The sequence below is a fragment of the Sulfuriferula nivalis genome, from assembly GCF_009937995.1.
GTDB classification, from domain to species: domain Bacteria; phylum Pseudomonadota; class Gammaproteobacteria; order Burkholderiales; family Sulfuriferulaceae; genus Sulfuriferula; species Sulfuriferula nivalis.
This window is the reverse complement of record NZ_AP021881.1, coordinates 3,140,589-3,154,654: the sequence shown is the minus strand read 5'-3', so window position 1 is coordinate 3,154,654 and position 14,066 is coordinate 3,140,589. Positions and strand designations below refer to the sequence as shown.

The 14,066-nt window shown below is 51.8% G+C and carries 15 protein-coding genes; 8 read left to right on the top strand and 7 right to left on the bottom strand.

The window, feature by feature from the left end; translation table 11 throughout:
• The first annotated feature begins 131 nt into the window (after positions 1 to 131).
• Positions 132 to 1,055: a class II fructose-bisphosphate aldolase gene (locus SFSGTM_RS15565; protein WP_162085951.1), complete on the top strand. Its 924-nt coding sequence runs from the start codon at positions 132 to 134 to the stop codon at positions 1,053 to 1,055.
• Between the two features lie 351 nt (positions 1,056 to 1,406).
• On the opposite strand, the gene SFSGTM_RS15560 is transcribed toward SFSGTM_RS15565, so the two are convergent.
• The 5 genes from SFSGTM_RS15560 to SFSGTM_RS15540 all read right to left on the bottom strand — a co-directional run bounded on the left by SFSGTM_RS15560 (position 1,407) and on the right by SFSGTM_RS15540 (position 4,931).
• The gene (locus SFSGTM_RS15560) at positions 1,407 to 2,336 is read right to left on the bottom strand and encodes a LysR family transcriptional regulator (RefSeq protein WP_162085950.1); all 930 of its coding nucleotides are present in this window, start codon (positions 2,334 to 2,336) and stop codon (positions 1,407 to 1,409) included.
• Positions 2,337 to 2,439: 103 nt separating this feature from the next.
• Positions 2,440 to 3,318 carry a DUF6671 family protein gene (locus tag SFSGTM_RS15555; RefSeq protein ID WP_162085949.1) on the bottom strand — a complete coding sequence of 293 codons (879 nt, stop codon included), beginning with the start codon at positions 3,316 to 3,318 and terminating at the stop codon, positions 2,440 to 2,442.
• Positions 3,319 to 3,847: 529 nt separating this feature from the next.
• Complete coding sequence (locus SFSGTM_RS15550) at positions 3,848 to 4,405, bottom strand: recombinase family protein (RefSeq protein ID WP_162084758.1); 558 nt, start codon at positions 4,403 to 4,405, stop codon at positions 3,848 to 3,850.
• A 44-nt stretch (positions 4,406 to 4,449) separates the two neighbouring features.
• Positions 4,450 to 4,731 carry a virulence factor gene (locus SFSGTM_RS15545; RefSeq protein ID WP_162084759.1) on the bottom strand — a complete coding sequence of 94 codons (282 nt, stop codon included), beginning with the start codon at positions 4,729 to 4,731 and terminating at the stop codon, positions 4,450 to 4,452.
• Positions 4,731 to 4,931: a DUF5397 domain-containing protein gene (locus SFSGTM_RS15540; protein WP_162084760.1), complete on the bottom strand. Its 201-nt coding sequence runs from the start codon at positions 4,929 to 4,931 to the stop codon at positions 4,731 to 4,733. Before SFSGTM_RS15540 ends, SFSGTM_RS15545 begins: the two co-directional genes overlap by 1 nt.
• A 158-nt stretch (positions 4,932 to 5,089) precedes the next feature.
• Here SFSGTM_RS15540 and SFSGTM_RS15535 point away from each other — a divergent pair, with 158 nt between their 5' ends.
• The 7 genes from SFSGTM_RS15535 to SFSGTM_RS15505 all read left to right on the top strand — a co-directional run bounded on the left by SFSGTM_RS15535 (position 5,090) and on the right by SFSGTM_RS15505 (position 12,610).
• Positions 5,090 to 8,068 (top strand): Tn3 family transposase, encoded by a 2,979-nt coding sequence (locus SFSGTM_RS15535; protein ID WP_162084761.1) that lies wholly within the window; start codon positions 5,090 to 5,092, stop codon positions 8,066 to 8,068.
• 168 nt (positions 8,069 to 8,236) lie between these two features.
• Positions 8,237 to 8,974: a hypothetical protein gene (locus tag SFSGTM_RS15530; protein WP_162085948.1), complete on the top strand. Its 738-nt coding sequence runs from the start codon at positions 8,237 to 8,239 to the stop codon at positions 8,972 to 8,974.
• 26 nt (positions 8,975 to 9,000) lie between these two features.
• The gene (gene tnpA, locus SFSGTM_RS15525; RefSeq protein WP_162083703.1) at positions 9,001 to 9,306 is read left to right on the top strand and encodes an IS66 family insertion sequence element accessory protein TnpA; all 306 of its coding nucleotides are present in this window, start codon (positions 9,001 to 9,003) and stop codon (positions 9,304 to 9,306) included.
• Entirely contained in the window at positions 9,303 to 9,662 is a 360-nt protein-coding gene (gene tnpB, locus SFSGTM_RS15520; protein WP_162083704.1) for an IS66 family insertion sequence element accessory protein TnpB, read from the top strand. The genes tnpA and tnpB overlap by 4 nt, the downstream gene beginning before the upstream one ends.
• An 80-nt stretch (positions 9,663 to 9,742) precedes the next feature.
• Entirely contained in the window at positions 9,743 to 11,371 is a 1,629-nt protein-coding gene (gene tnpC / locus SFSGTM_RS15515; protein WP_162084465.1) for an IS66 family transposase, read from the top strand.
• A gap of 17 nt (positions 11,372 to 11,388) precedes the next feature.
• Entirely contained in the window at positions 11,389 to 12,078 is a 690-nt protein-coding gene (locus SFSGTM_RS15510) for a hypothetical protein (protein WP_162085947.1), read from the top strand.
• 208 nt (positions 12,079 to 12,286) lie between these two features.
• Positions 12,287 to 12,610 carry an integrase core domain-containing protein gene (locus tag SFSGTM_RS15505; protein WP_162086377.1) on the top strand — a complete coding sequence of 108 codons (324 nt, stop codon included), beginning with the start codon at positions 12,287 to 12,289 and terminating at the stop codon, positions 12,608 to 12,610.
• A gap of 154 nt (positions 12,611 to 12,764) precedes the next feature.
• Here the strand turns inward: SFSGTM_RS15505 and SFSGTM_RS15500 are convergent, their stop codons facing one another.
• Positions 12,765 to 13,352, bottom strand: coding sequence for a dihydrofolate reductase family protein (locus SFSGTM_RS15500; protein ID WP_162085946.1), 588 nt, complete (start codon positions 13,350 to 13,352; stop codon positions 12,765 to 12,767).
• A 363-nt stretch (positions 13,353 to 13,715) separates the two neighbouring features.
• Positions 13,716 to 14,066, bottom strand: a complete 351-nt coding sequence (locus SFSGTM_RS15495; RefSeq protein ID WP_162085945.1) for a YciI family protein — start codon at positions 14,064 to 14,066, stop codon at positions 13,716 to 13,718.

The window sequence follows — 14,066 nt, the reverse complement described above, 5'->3', positions numbered from 1 at the left end:
GAATATACGACCTAATCATAAATAAAAGTAAAACGTTAATGTAATAATATTTAACTTTTATTAATACGAAGTTGACGCCATAATTCATTGCATCTGTCGCCTTTGTGAGCGCTACTTTCAGGAGATTTGGAATGCCATTGGTTGATATGAAAAATATGCTGGGTCACGCCTACTATCATGGCTATGCTGTGGGTGCTTTTGGTGTGGCTGGCTGGGAGATACTAGAAGGTGTGGTTGCGGCTGCAGAGGGTATGCGCACGCCAATTATTCTAAGTGTATCCAACGCTTATCCGGGAACTGACAGCATAGAATCTTTATCACGCGGGGTGATTGAAATGGCTCAGCGAGCCACAATTCCAGTAGCATTCCAGATCGAGGTTGAGGACAGTTATCAGGCTGCTGAAGTCGCAATCAGCATGGGTTGTAACAGCATAGTGTTCAACGCTTCTGCTCACGTTCTGCCAGATAACGTGAAATTGACACAAAAGGTTGTTGAGCTAGCTGCTGCAAGTGGTGTAATGGTAGTCGGACAAGTGGGTCAACTCGAAACTGGGGATAGCATAGAGGAAGTTGAATCTGCAACTAACGGCTCTACTACGCCGTCCGAGGCCAAATATTACGTTGAACGAACTGGGGTCGGTTGTCTGGCTATTTCAGTTAAGCGCCTGAACAGCGGTGCAAACAAATATGATTTTACCCGCCTCTCGAAAATCAATCAGGCCGTCGGTATCCCGCTTGGAATTCACGGCAGTGCGGGTTTTACCGATGAACAGTTAAAACGCATGATCAGTTTTGGCGCGGCCAAAATCAATTACAGCTCGGTGCTACTCGATGTTGCAGCACAACGTATGAGAGAAAATGCACTGGCGGGTGTCGAAGGCTATGCCGCCATAATGGAAGGCGTACGTGACGCAGTCCGGCTTGAAGTAGAACGCTGTATAAGAGTATGGGGCTGTGGTGGTCGTGCAGCGGAAGTGTTATTACAGTGTCAATCTCAGGATAGTGATTATGCAAATTCACAAACCGATCAGCGAGACATGAAACGATTGGCTTAGCCAGACATTATATTCTAGCGCATGCTATTCATATCGCTGCTTATCCGCACCTCGCGAAGGGATTAGGGGGCGATGATAAGATCGTTGCAGAATATAATCCTAGAAACGGCAGTTGGACACGTTGAAGTGTACGCGCATCAGGGTGCAGGGCAAGGCGCGATAATCCTGAATGGCTATTCCATTCAGGTGCGGAGCAACGCCGCCATGTGCCGTGAGGGGCGTGCAATTCAACGTGTAGCGTAGTCACCAAACAGGTGACAGGTAAATCACCAAAATAAGCGTTAAATATGATGATGTTAACTCAACAAATTAGCGGTCAACTGCCGTTTCTAGGATCATATACAACTCAAGTTAATTTGCTCCACCAGACTGCGACCAATCCAGGGTTTGCGCAGCTGCATAAAGTAGCTCTATAAATGCCTTGGTGGCTGGGGTAAGCTGCTTAGCTGCAGGATAGACCAGATGCCACTTTCGCTTTAACGGTAAACCCCGCACATCAAGTATCACGAGCTCGCCACTGGCAATCTCAGCGCGTAACGTCGTGGCGGACAGCACGGATATTCCCAAACCGCCAGCCACTAATTGCTTAACCGCCTCATTACTGCCCAATTCCATACGTACCTTGAGTGTTACCCCGTGCTCCCCAAAAAATTTCTCAGCTGCCAGGCGCGTTCCAGATCCAGTTTCCCGCAAGATAAAAGCATCGTCTTGCAGACGTACCGGAGCAATATCCCTTTCCTGAGTTAGCGGGTGATTGGGGCTCGCAACTACTACCAGTGGGTTATCAGCAAAAGCTTCAGTAACAACATTCATATGATCTGGTGGCTGACCCAAGATATAAAGATCATCCTGATTTTGTGCAAGGCGTTCGAGTAAGTCCTTGCGATTACCCATAAACAGGGCCGTGTCAATTTTAGGGTGATTCGTACAAAACTCACCTAATAACCGTGGAATAAAATACTTAGCCGTAGCCAGCGTTGCCAGCTTAAAGCTTCCTTTCTCCAGCCCTTGTAGTGCAGCGAGCTCCTGGCTTAACCGTTCCATTCGGTTGAGTACGTCCCGACATGTTGCCCATGAAACCTCACCAAATGGTGTTAGCGATATCTTTTTACCTATTTGTTCAAATAGTGGCTGCCCTATGGCTTCTGCAAGTTGCTTGACCTGAATAGAGATGGCGGGAGGTGTCAGATGCAGCTCTTCCGCAGCGCGCGCGAAGCTCATGTGCCGAGCTACAGCATCAAATATTTTTAATTGATGAAGCGTTGCGTGATGTATAGGCATAAGAAAACCAATTCCTAGTCAAAAATGAGTATAAATGTGCCCTATCCCTATTAAAAAGACATATTAAGCTTGAACAACTGATATGCCAATAATACGAATTTGCTCATGGGTTGCAAAAACCACAGCGCCCAGCTGGCGCTTTTTTCTCTAAACTTGGTACCGTTACCTCATAACTGCATCGGACACAACGGTGTATGTCCGCACGTGCTTCTTGAGTCGGGATACCGCAGTTCTCACAAGGGAGGCCAAAGATATGATCAGCCATTTGAAATCCAGGTGAGCTGCAGCTAGGGCACAAAGCATTAAGCTTATGGGCCAGATCCCGTGCCGCTTCGGCAATGACCTCCATCCGGGTAGGGTTCATATGGGCACGCACGTCATTTTCCAGAAAAGCGCTGCCATTTTCCGCCTCGCTGCATGCCCACTGGAAAGCCTCGTGCAATGTTTCCCAATCAGTAATTCCCTTACGTATGCGGGCATCGTCCTGATGCTGTGGTCGTACTACCAAACCGTGCTCGGGAAATCCTGCCTTGTATGCAAATTTTTCAGCCTCTTCCCAACTTGTCGTGAGCTGATGAAACAAACTGGCTTTGCCCGAAGCGATACCCACCACTTCTATACCCAGGGTATCGTCTATCCAGACTATCATTTCCACATTCCACAGAAACATCCCAGTATATGGATCGGGTCCAAAACTACCCTCACTCGCTATACCAAGCGACGCACCCGCCAACTCCATACCCATACGTGCCTTTTTTCGCGCAGCTTCGAGCTGGGAGCCAAGTCGCGGGATGTCACGAGTAAAGGTGCCCAACTGGTCAGTATCAAAGCCCGATACCAACATTACTTGACATTCAACCGCGGCGGCAAGTACAGGGGCGATTACTTTCTCCTTACCATGCTGGGTAAGCAAAGCAATGGATGAACCACTATAGATAGATTTTTTAGTACTATCTGAATCATCAGACGCTAATTCAAGCATAGCTAGCCTCTGGTCGAAATCGAAAAAATCTCATTACCATTGTTACCATCACCCGTCCTTGATATGAAAATAATCATCCCCTGTAAGCATCGTTGTGGTTTTATCAATGTCGCCCTGCTCTTTAACGGTCGACATTGCCACGGCGCGACAAAAATAAGTACAAGTAGAATAAAATTCGTGTTTGCTGACATGGCAAACACCATATAGCAACATGAGATATTCTCAATTACTTACGATGATGCGAATCAAAGCATTTGCAGATGGTTGATATTTTGGATGGGTTTTTTGATTAATGAAAGTTAAATGTTATTAATAATATGATTAACTATTATTTACTGATTTATCCCCATTACCTTTTATAGGCTAGGTGTTCTGCATAATTAAAGTCGTAAACAACGACTCCCATTTTACGATGGGGTAAGGCGTACCAATTTCAAAGCAGCTTTCAGGAAAGCCGTAAATTCAACCCTGATATTCATCTTACATTAGCCTACACGGGGTCGCTGTAGAAAACGGAATTTAAAGTACGTTAAGCCGTCCCAGAAGCTGGAATCCAGCGGTACAGGGTTGGCACGGACACGCCGAGGTTATGAGCTACGTCACAAGGTGGCACGCCGTTGGCCAGCAGCTTCTTGGCTGACTCGATCTTACTGTCGGTCATTTTTCGTTTGCGCCCACCTGTACGGCCAAGTTTTCTGGCGACTTCCAGCCCTGCGCGGGTGCGCTCCACCGTCAGTTCACGTTCCATTTCGGCTAGGCTGGCCATGACGTGAAAGAAGAAGCGGCCTGACGGGGTGCCAGTGTCAATGGCGTCAGTCAGGCTTTTGAACTGGACACCTTGCTTGTGCAAATCACTGACCAAATCGACCAGGTTTTTTACGCTACGCCCTAAACGATCAAGCTTCCACACCACGAGGGTATCGCCTTCGCGCAGCATATCCAGAGCCTTCGTAAGCCCTAGCCGTTCTCTACTACTGCCGCTGATTTTGTCGTCAAACAGTTTTGTACAGCCCGCTTTGGTTAAAGCGTCGATCTGAAGGTCAAGGTTTTGGTCTTGTGTCGAAACGCGTGCATACCCGATCAACATGATTTTGTAATGTGAAATTTATGTGCGGTGGATTGGCTCATTGCTCAGACTCCTTTAACCACGGCGGTAAAATCTGACCATTGCTCAATGCGGAAGGCTCGGATATCTCGTACGGACTTCGGAAACCAAGGACGAGCACGCAACGTTTGGAAGGCAAGGAAGAGATTGGCCATGTCCTCGTTGTCTGTCACATACAAGCTACCTTGAACTCGGCGAAAACCATGTTCACCCAAGATGGCACCGATCTCGGTGTATGCCTGTGAAACCCCTTTTGGGTGGTTCATCTCGGCGTCGGCCACCGTCAGATCAAAGGAAACTGCGTACATTAGCGAGCCTCTGGATCATCGTAAACATGTGTCAACCGATATTCGGCGGACTCGCCTGTCTCGACCATCTTGACCTCGACCATCCAGTCACCATCATCCAACTGGCGAAGTGGCTTGCCAACTTCGTACTTTGGCCCGAACGCACCAAAGCTCTTGATCTTGCCCGTGGGTATGGGCGGGGCAGTCGTCACGGCTTGCATAGCATCTCTCCTTATCAAAACTCGTTGTAATGGTAGTTGACTGAGAATAACATATCAAGAACTATTTGTGAGAATGGAAGTGCCTTGATTTTGCGTGCCGCATCGGCGACTAGGCGAGGCTTATCAAAAACCTACATTTTTAAGAAGAAGGAAACAGCATGCCCCGCCGTTCGATCTTGTCTGCAAATGAGCGCGAAAGCCTTCTGGCCATCCCGACAGCCGGGGATGAGTTGATCCGTCTGTATACCTTCAGCGAGGTCGACTTGGCACTCATTCGCCAGCATCGCGGTGCTCAGAACCGGTTGGGCTTTGCAGTTCAGCTTTGTTACATGCGCTACCCTGGCATCTTGCTGGGCGTTGATGCCGAACCTTCCGCCCACTTACTGAACATGGTGGCGAATGAGTTGAAGGTTCCCCGCGAGGCTTGGAACGACTACGGGCACCAGCGTGCCGAAACGCGGCGCGAACATCTTTTGGAACTCCAAGCCGCTTATGAATTTCAGTCGTTCACCACGTTGAGCCACTATCGGGCCGCAGTGCACAGCCTGGGTGAGCTTGCCTTGCAGATTGACAAGGGCATCGTACTGGCCAGTGTTCTGGCCGAGTCGCTGCGTAGCAAGGGGGTGTTGTTGCCCACCGTTGACGTCATTGAGCGTATTTGTGCCGAAGCCATCACCCGTGCCAACAAATGCATTTATGCGGCACTGTCAGATCAGCTGACCCGCGCCCACCGCCAGCGACTGGATGAGCTACTGTTGCACAAGGAGGGGAGCAAGACAACCAAGCTGGCCTGGCTGCGCCTATCACCCAAGAAGCCAAACTCGCGCCACATGCTGGAGCATATTGAGCGCCTGAAATCATGGCAAGCACTTGATCTGCCAGCCAGTGTTGAACACGTGGTACATCAAAACCGTCTTCTCAAAATCGCCCGAGAGGGTGGGCAAATGCGGGCCTTTGACTTGGCCAAGTTCGAGCCGCAGCGGCGCTATGCCACCTTGGTAGCGCTGGCCATTGAGGGCATGGCTACGGTCATCGACGAAATAATCGACCTGCACGACCGCATCATCGGCAAGCTGTTCAACGCAGCCAAAAACAAGCACCAGCAGCAGTTTCAGGCCTCCGGCAAAGCCATCAATGACAAGGTGTGCCTCTACAGCCGTATCGGCTTGGCGCTGATTGAAGCCAAGAAAACAGGCGCTGACCCATTCGCAGCCATTGAATCGGTGCTTCCTTGGGAAGACTTCGCCGAGAGCGTCAGCGAGGCACAAGTGCTGGCCCAGCCCGAGAGCTTTGATTTCCTGCACCGCATGGGTGATGGATATGCGACTTTGCGCCGCTATGCGCCTGAATTTCTGAATGTGCTGAAACTGCGTGCCGCGCCAGCAGCCAAAGATGTACTGGAAGCTATCGAGGCACTGCGCTTGATGAACTCCAGCAACGCTAAACAAGTGCCAGCGGACGCGCCCAGCAAATTCATCACGCCCCGCTGGGCACGGTTAGTCAAAACCAGCAATGGTTTCGACCGCCGTTTCTATGAGCTATGCGCCTTGTCGGAACTGAAGAACAAGCTGCGTTCAGGTGATGTGTGGGTGCAAGGTTCTCGCCAATTCAAGAACTTCAATGAGTACCTTGTCCCTGTCGAGAAGTTCACCACAATGCAACTGGCCGACGAATTGCCGCTGGCCGTGCCAACTGACTGTGACCAGTACCTCCATGAGCGGTTGACGCTGCTGGAATCCCAGCTTGCCAAGGCCAACTTGATGGCGCTAGCCAACGAGTTGCCGGACGCCATCATCACCACAGCCACGGGTTTGAAGATCACGCCACTGGACGCGGTAGTACCCGATGAGGCACAAGCCCTGATAGACCAGTCGGCGGCACTGCTGCCCCACATCAAGATTACCGAGCTGCTGATGGAGGTCGATGGGTGGACTGGCTTTACCAACCACTTCACCCACCTGAAGTCCGGCGACGTAGCCAAAGACAAAACATTGTTGATGACAACCCTCCTGGCTGACGGTATTAACCTGGGGTTGTCCAAGATGGCCGAGTCCTGCCCTGGCACCACCTACACCAAGCTAGCTTGGCTGCAAGCCTGGCACATCCGCGATGAAACCTACAACGCCGCCTTGGCCAACCTGGTGAATACCCAATTCCGGCAACCTTTTGCCGACCACTGGGGGGATGGCACCACGTCCTCATCGGACGGACAAAACTTCCGGGTAGGCAGCAAGGCCCAAAGCACCGGCCATGTCAATCCAAAGTACGGCTCGGAACCGGGGCGCACCTTCTACACCCATATCTCCGACCAGTACGCACCGTTCAGCACCAAGGTGGTCAATGTCGGGGTGCGCGACTCCACCTATGTGCTGGATGGCTTGCTGTACCACGAGTCGGACTTGCGGATCGAGGAGCACTACACCGACACAGCAGGTTTCACCGATCACGTCTTTGGCCTGATGCCCTTCGTAGGCTTTCGGTTCGCGCCGCGCATCCGTGACTTAGGCGAGACCAAGCTCTTCATTCCGAAAGGCGACACCGTCTATGACGGTCTCAAACCGATGATCAGCGGTGAGCGATTGAAGATCAAGCAGATTCGTGCCCATTGGGATGAAATCCTACGGCTCGCCACATCCATCAAGCAAGGCACCGTGACAGCTTCGCTGATGCTGCGAAAGCTAGGCAGTTACCCACGACAAAACGGTTTGGCGGTGGCACTGCGTGAGTTGGGCCGCATTGAGCGCACGCTGTTTATTCTGGACTGGTTGCAAAGCGTGGAGTTGCGCCGCCGCGTCAATGCCGGACTGAACAAGGGAGAGGCGCGTAACGCGCTGGCCAGGGCTGTGTTCTTCAACCGACTGGGCGAAATCCGCGACCGCAGCTTTGAGCAGCAGCGTTACCGGGCTAGTGGTTTGAACCTGGTCACGGCGGCCATCGTTTTGTGGAATACGGTCTACCTGGAGCGGGCCACAGCCACTTTGCGGAACCATGGCCAGGAGGTGGACACCTTGCTATTGCAATACCTGTCGCCACTGGGCTGGGAGCACATCAACCTGACGGGCGATTACGTCTGGCGCTCCAGCGCTAAGATCGGGGCAGGTAAGTTCAGGCCGTTGCGGCCGATGCCTGGGGCTTAACGTACTTTAAATTCCGTTTTCTACAGCGACCCCTATTCTGTGCGTGGTGAAATGACGCTGAGGAGATGCGAGCAGCATTATAGGATTCGCACCAAGCAGGCAACGAGCGCGTCCGACACTTATGTGTGGGAAGGTCGCCGAATTGCTTACCCTTCCAGTCCACAGCCAGTGTTTATCGGAGTTCCGAAGCTTTTTCGCTATCCGTCTGAAGGTGAGCGTAGCCGCGTACCAGCAGCAGAACTGCACTGGTTTGCGGCGGGAACGAACAACCGATTTGAAGATGCAACAAACGCACATGGCCCGCATGATGTCTATTTGGTACGGGATGGAGAGCGGCTGGCTCGCTTCCGTTTCGTGGTGCTGGACAGCTCAGCGCGTACAGATTTCTCATCCGGAACATCGGCAAGCGAAGGACATATTCATCTGGATGGTTGGGGCTGTTCGGACGTTTCAATTGCGGATCAACCTGGACTTCATTGGAAGGTTGAGCAGGCCGGGCGTGGTGTAAAACTGTTTCTACAGGGCGGCGATGTTCCACCTGAGTCAGTAAGCCTTGCCATGCGTTGGCAACGCTGCTCGCAGGAATTGCAATTAAAGCTACCTTTCCCCAGTGCGGGTGGTAGGTTTTTCGATGCCAAAGAAAAGCCATTACGCGAAGGAGATGAAATTGCACTTCGCCATCTAACCGGTGCGCGCCTGCGTATTTTTGATCGCAATCCACTGGCACCTAAACGGTATGACGTGTCGCTGGCATTGGGGCAAGGGAAGCGAAAAATGCGCACCGCTGACCTAAAAATCGAACGACCAATTTCATTGTTATCCAATGGTTCGGCAGAGATCAGGCTTATTGATCGTAAGCGTCCAGCCCATCCACCTGTCATTGCCCGCCAAACTCATGCAATCTAGCTGCTTTTTTATGAAAGGCACGCTAGATGGCTACTCGACACACGCCTGATTTTTGGCAAACGCACCTTACCGCTTGGCAACAAACCAAACTGACCGTCACAGCTTATTGCACCCAGCACGGCTTATGTGCCAAGACCTTTTATCGCTGGCGCAGCCAGCTGACAACAGCGCCCAATCTCACGCGCCAGCCACCGCTAACCCTCATCCCCGTCAGTGTTCAACCTGCGCCTGTCACGGGCACGCTCCAGCTCCACAGCCCCACTGGCTGGCGGGTAGAGCTTCCCATTGCTAGCACGCCCTGGCTAATTGACTTGTTGCGGCAACTGCCATGATATCTGCCCATCCCATCAGCCCCATCGCCACCCAGGTCTGGCTAGTCATCGAACCCGTGGACATGCGCATCGGCATAGATGGCCTTTCCCAGCGCATCCAGCACCGCCTGGGTCGCAGTCCCTGCGACGGCGCCGCCTACGCCTTCCGTAATCGTCGCCAAACGCGGGTCAAGCTCCTGGTCTGGGATGGCACAGGGGTCTGGTTGTGCCAACGCCGACTGCATCGTGGTCACTTCACCTGGCCAGACATCGCTGCCATCACCCATCCTTTAACCCCCACACAGTGGGACTGGCTGATCACAGGTATCGACTGGCAAAGACTCAGTGCCCCAGCCCCTGCCCACTGGCAGGTGTAGCCACTCATGATTCAGTAAAAACATGCCTGAAACCCGCATTATTGCTGGTTTCAGGCGGGGTGAAATGGTATAATTCAAGCATGGATTCAGCCCAACAACTTGCCCAATTTATCCCCGATCCCGCCTTGGCGGCGTATGTGGATAAGCTGTTGGCGCAGGTTAAACAGGATGCTGAACTCATTCAACAAAACACAGTATTACTCCAGCAAAACACCGCACAAATCCTCACGCTGACTAAGCAAATCCAGCACGCCGAACTCAAGAACCAGGCTTTGGTACTGGAACTTGCCTATTACCGCCGCATCCGCTTCGCCAACAAGAGCGAGCAGCTCTCGCCTGAGCAGCGTGCGTTGTTTGATGAGTGCTGGGCAGCCGACATCACGGCCATTGAAGCCCAAATCGGGCAGCCAGATACACCTAATACCGAAGATGCGACAACCGCTATCCCCAAGCCTGCGCGTCCACGCGCAGGTCGTCAGCCACTGCCTGACCATCTGCCCCGCATCATTCATCGCCATGAGCCTGCATCTTGCCAGTGCGGTGCGTGTGGTGGTGCGTTAATCAAAATCGGTGAAGACATCAGCGAACAACTGGATGTCGAACCTGCCCAGTTCACCGTGCATCAACACATCCGTCCACAGTATGCTTGTCGCCACTGCGAAACCGTTGCTGCCGCCCCCATTCCAGCTGCCGTCATCGACGGCGGCGTGGCGACATCAGGTTTGCTGGCGTGGGTGATGATCAGTAAATTCGTTGATCATTTACCGCTCTACCGTATAGAACACATTGCCCAGCGCAGCCAGGTGACCCTGGCGCGTTCCACCTTGGCGGAGTGGGTCGGACGTGTGGGGGTAGCGTTGCAACCGTTGGTCGACAGGCTCACTGAATTACTGCTGGCACGCAGTGTATTGCATGCGGATGAAACGCCAGTGCCACAATTAGACCCCGGGGCGGGCAAAACCAAGAAAGCTTATCTGTGGGCTTACCGCACGGGTGATTTGGCATCCCCTTCATCCGCACCGCCTATCGTGGTGTTTGACTATCAGCCAGGGCGACAGGGATTGCATGCGCGGCACTTTCTGGCAGGTTGGCAAGGACACTTGATGGTTGACGATTACGCTGGTTATAAAGCGTTATTTACCCAAGGCATCACTGAGCTGGCATGCTTCGCACATGCACGTCGGAAGTTCTTTGATTTGCATGCGGCCAACCAAAGTCCAATTGCAGCGGCTGCGCTGCAGCGTATCGCGGCACTCTATGCCATTGAGCAGGCTGCGGACAAGCTGGATGCGGCAGGTCGTTTGCAGTTGCGCCAGACTCAGGCAAAACCGTTATTGGGCGAACTGCATGACTGGTTAATCCAGACTCGCGTCAAAGTGGCCGATGGCAGCGGCACAGCCCGCGCGTTGGATTACAGCATCAAGCGTTGGCCAGCACTGATACGCTATGCGGACAGCGGCATCTTGCCTATTGATAACAACCCAGTCGAAAATGCGATACGACCCATTGCCATCGGCAAAAAGAATTGGCTGTTCGCAGGCTCAGAACGTGCAGGCAAACGCGCTGCAGCGATTCAGAGTTTGTTGGCTACCGCCAAGCTCAATGGCTTGGAACCCTATGCATGGCTCAAAGATACGTTGGAAAAATTACCGGTCTGGCCTAATAGCCAGATTGATGAATTGCTGCCGTTTAAAAATGAACTACCATAAGTAGTGAAGGGATTGGAGTGGCTGGGCTGGACGCTTACGAACAAGTTTCAATAGTTGCAAATGCACCTGCAGAAATGAAGGGGAAAGTTCATCGGTTTGAAATTAGAAGTGAACTCGATGGTGTGTCCGATGGATTTGGACGGCGGTTGTTGGCGAAGTTAGAGGATGACCTTGGAGCCAAGCTTATCGGAGGCCAAGGGGACATAATTCGTATTGCCTACCATGACCGCTATTTGAACGCACCCCTTCCCGCCGCGCTACTTCTTGATTTTATTTCAGCGCTAAAAATGGCTTACAAAGACCGTTGGTCTGTTCGGTCAGTCGAGTTGGTGGTTGCACCATTCCAAGAAGAAAGAGGCGGCTTTAATCGGCCCATGTACGTGTACCACAATTGGCCCAATGTACCAGATCGCACCTCGGCTATCAGTGCTGCATTTGACTATTGCGGTATGGACAGCGTCTTGCACAGCATGGATAAGCGTGACGCGATGCATGCCCGTTTTTTGGAAATTGAGACAGATGACCGTCATCTGACAAAAATTTGGTTGGATCAAGGGTTCTCATATTGGCAAGCGCAGTCGCCATATCGACAGAATTTGCGATTCCCATTTGCGGGTGAACCAAACGAACAGGGTCAGACGATTGCAAAGTTTAGTGTGGACTTGGCAGGGCAAACGTTTCCAACTTATTTGTTTGTCGAGCAATGAAAGTGGGGTTTAGGGAGCAATGGAACGTAAAACCCTGTTAAGGAACCTTGTTGGGGTCGTCGCAGAATTCGAAAAAAATCGTACGCTAACGTTTTTTATGCTATTTAAATACAATGAGTTATGCTCGCCATGCTTTTCTCGCAAATCAACCATTTTTGCGTGAAACAAATTAATTAAAAATCAATGCACTGTGTATCGTTAGCGTACGATTTTTTCCGAATTCTGCGACGACCCCTACCCGCGCAGCCCATTCGCAACCCTGCTGACCGCCAGACTATGGGTAGCTGCATTTGTACAGTGGTACAACCATGAGCATCGCCACAGTGCCATTGGCTTCGTGACCCCTGCGCAACGCCATGCAGGCTTGGATACGGCATTGCTACAGAACCGCGTGGCGGTATATGCAGCAGCAAAACAAAACCACCCAGAACGATGGTCTGGTGCAGCGCGCAACTGGCAGCCTGTGACCGTCGTTCATTTAAACCCTGACCATCAAAAGGATGATGATGAAAAACTGAAAATAGCCGCCTGAGAATTATCCGTTTAGGCGACAACTAGCTTGACATCTATCGTTCCTAAAGTTTACGTTTCCGAACAGCCATCGAGAATCGCAACCGGTTCGTCGGACGAAGGTTCGCTACGTCGCGGTCTCAAGGAATTTGAAGAACTATCGTATCCAGCTTGGATCAGCTTTGATTTCGTTGTACCTCGTAGTGGAGGCACACCACGCCCGACGCAAAAATTTTACTTTTCACCAGCGTGAGTGCGGTCTTGTCATTAATGTTTTTGAATAAGGGAATACCCTGCCACAGCAGAATCGGATTGATGAATAGCCAATACTCGTCGATGAGGTTTTCCGCCATCAGCGCGTGAGTGGCACAGGGGCTGCCGAACACTAAAATCTCGCTGCCAGCACCGTGCTTGAGCTTGCATATTTCATCGCTTAAATTGCTACTGATGATTTTGGTATTGGGATGATCTTTTTCCAACAGGGTTTTCGATAACACAATTTTGTGAGCGGTTTTATACCAGCGCGAATGCACATGATCATGCGGGCTAGCGTTGGGCTGTTCGGCAGCTGTTGGCCAGTACGACTCCATCATCTGGTAGGTGACGCGCCCGTATAACGCGGTGTCGGTCTGCAAGATCCGTTGCTCCGCATAGCTAAACAACTCTTCGCTCATCGTAATCCAGCCGAGGCTATGCATACCCTCGGTGGTGGAGGCAACAAAACCATCCAGTGACACATGTGCAAATGAAACGATTTTTCGCATGATTTTCTCTTTGACTCAACTGTTGATAAATAGCCTGCAAGACCCACCCGTGTTTGGCCCCTCCTTATAATCGCACCATATTTTGCCATCTCAATATTGCGTGTTTGCTCAGTAGGTAAAAGCAGTGATGCTGCGCAAGAACCACCGAAAATTCCATCAGTTCACATCGCCTGTAATTACTTTGGCAGAATGAGACATACTCATACTTGGCGTCAGGCAAGGTTCAGAAACACGTCAAAATAAACTCAATTTAGCAATTTAGCAATTTAATGACAGTGTTTCATCTGGCTATAGGTCTAAGCGCACACATTCCAGCTTAGTGTACTTTAATTTCCCTTTCGTCAAACGTCCCCTATGCGCACACTACCCCTCATAGCACGGCGCACATGCGCGCACTTCCACGATACCGAAGCGCGTAGCGGGGCAGCGCTTCGCGATGGCGAGTGCTTCATCCATGTCGGCGCAGTCAATAAGGTAAAAACCACCGAGCATTTCCTTGGTTTCGGTGAACGGGCCGTCGCGCAGCAGGGGCTTGCTGGGCTGTGCCTGCACCCGCACGCCGTGGCGGTCGGGACGCAGCGAATGGCTGGCGACGAGTTGCTCGCCCAGCCCCTCGCCGAAGGCCACCATCTCGGCGTAGAGCACGCGGCCCTCAACCTCGTTGCGGGTCTCGCGCAGTTCGCGCGGTTCGTGGATCAACAGCACATAGCGCAT

What these genes read in the sequence shown, in the direction of transcription:
- SFSGTM_RS15545 (WP_162084759.1), bottom strand. Translation starts at nt 4,731, where the DNA reads ATGTACGCAGTTTCCTTTGATCTGACGGTGGCCGACGCCGAGATGAAC.
- SFSGTM_RS15495 (WP_162085945.1), bottom strand. Translation starts at nt 14,066, where the DNA reads ATGCGCTATGTGCTGTTGATCCACGAACCGCGCGAACTGCGCGAGACC.
- tnpC (WP_162084465.1), top strand. Translation starts at nt 9,743, where the DNA reads ATGGATTCAGCCCAACAACTTGCCCAATTTATCCCCGATCCCGCCTTG.
- SFSGTM_RS15565 (WP_162085951.1), top strand. Translation starts at nt 132, where the DNA reads ATGCCATTGGTTGATATGAAAAATATGCTGGGTCACGCCTACTATCAT.
- SFSGTM_RS15540 (WP_162084760.1), bottom strand. Translation starts at nt 4,931, where the DNA reads ATGCAAGCCGTGACGACTGCCCCGCCCATACCCACGGGCAAGATCAAG.
- SFSGTM_RS15555 (WP_162085949.1), bottom strand. Translation starts at nt 3,318, where the DNA reads ATGCTTGAATTAGCGTCTGATGATTCAGATAGTACTAAAAAATCTATC.
- SFSGTM_RS15500 (WP_162085946.1), bottom strand. Translation starts at nt 13,352, where the DNA reads ATGCGAAAAATCGTTTCATTTGCACATGTGTCACTGGATGGTTTTGTT.
- SFSGTM_RS15550 (WP_162084758.1), bottom strand. Translation starts at nt 4,405, where the DNA reads ATGTTGATCGGGTATGCACGCGTTTCGACACAAGACCAAAACCTTGAC.
- tnpB (WP_162083704.1), top strand. Translation starts at nt 9,303, where the DNA reads ATGATATCTGCCCATCCCATCAGCCCCATCGCCACCCAGGTCTGGCTA.
- SFSGTM_RS15535 (WP_162084761.1), top strand. Translation starts at nt 5,090, where the DNA reads ATGCCCCGCCGTTCGATCTTGTCTGCAAATGAGCGCGAAAGCCTTCTG.
- SFSGTM_RS15560 (WP_162085950.1), bottom strand. Translation starts at nt 2,336, where the DNA reads ATGCCTATACATCACGCAACGCTTCATCAATTAAAAATATTTGATGCT.
- tnpA (WP_162083703.1), top strand. Translation starts at nt 9,001, where the DNA reads ATGGCTACTCGACACACGCCTGATTTTTGGCAAACGCACCTTACCGCT.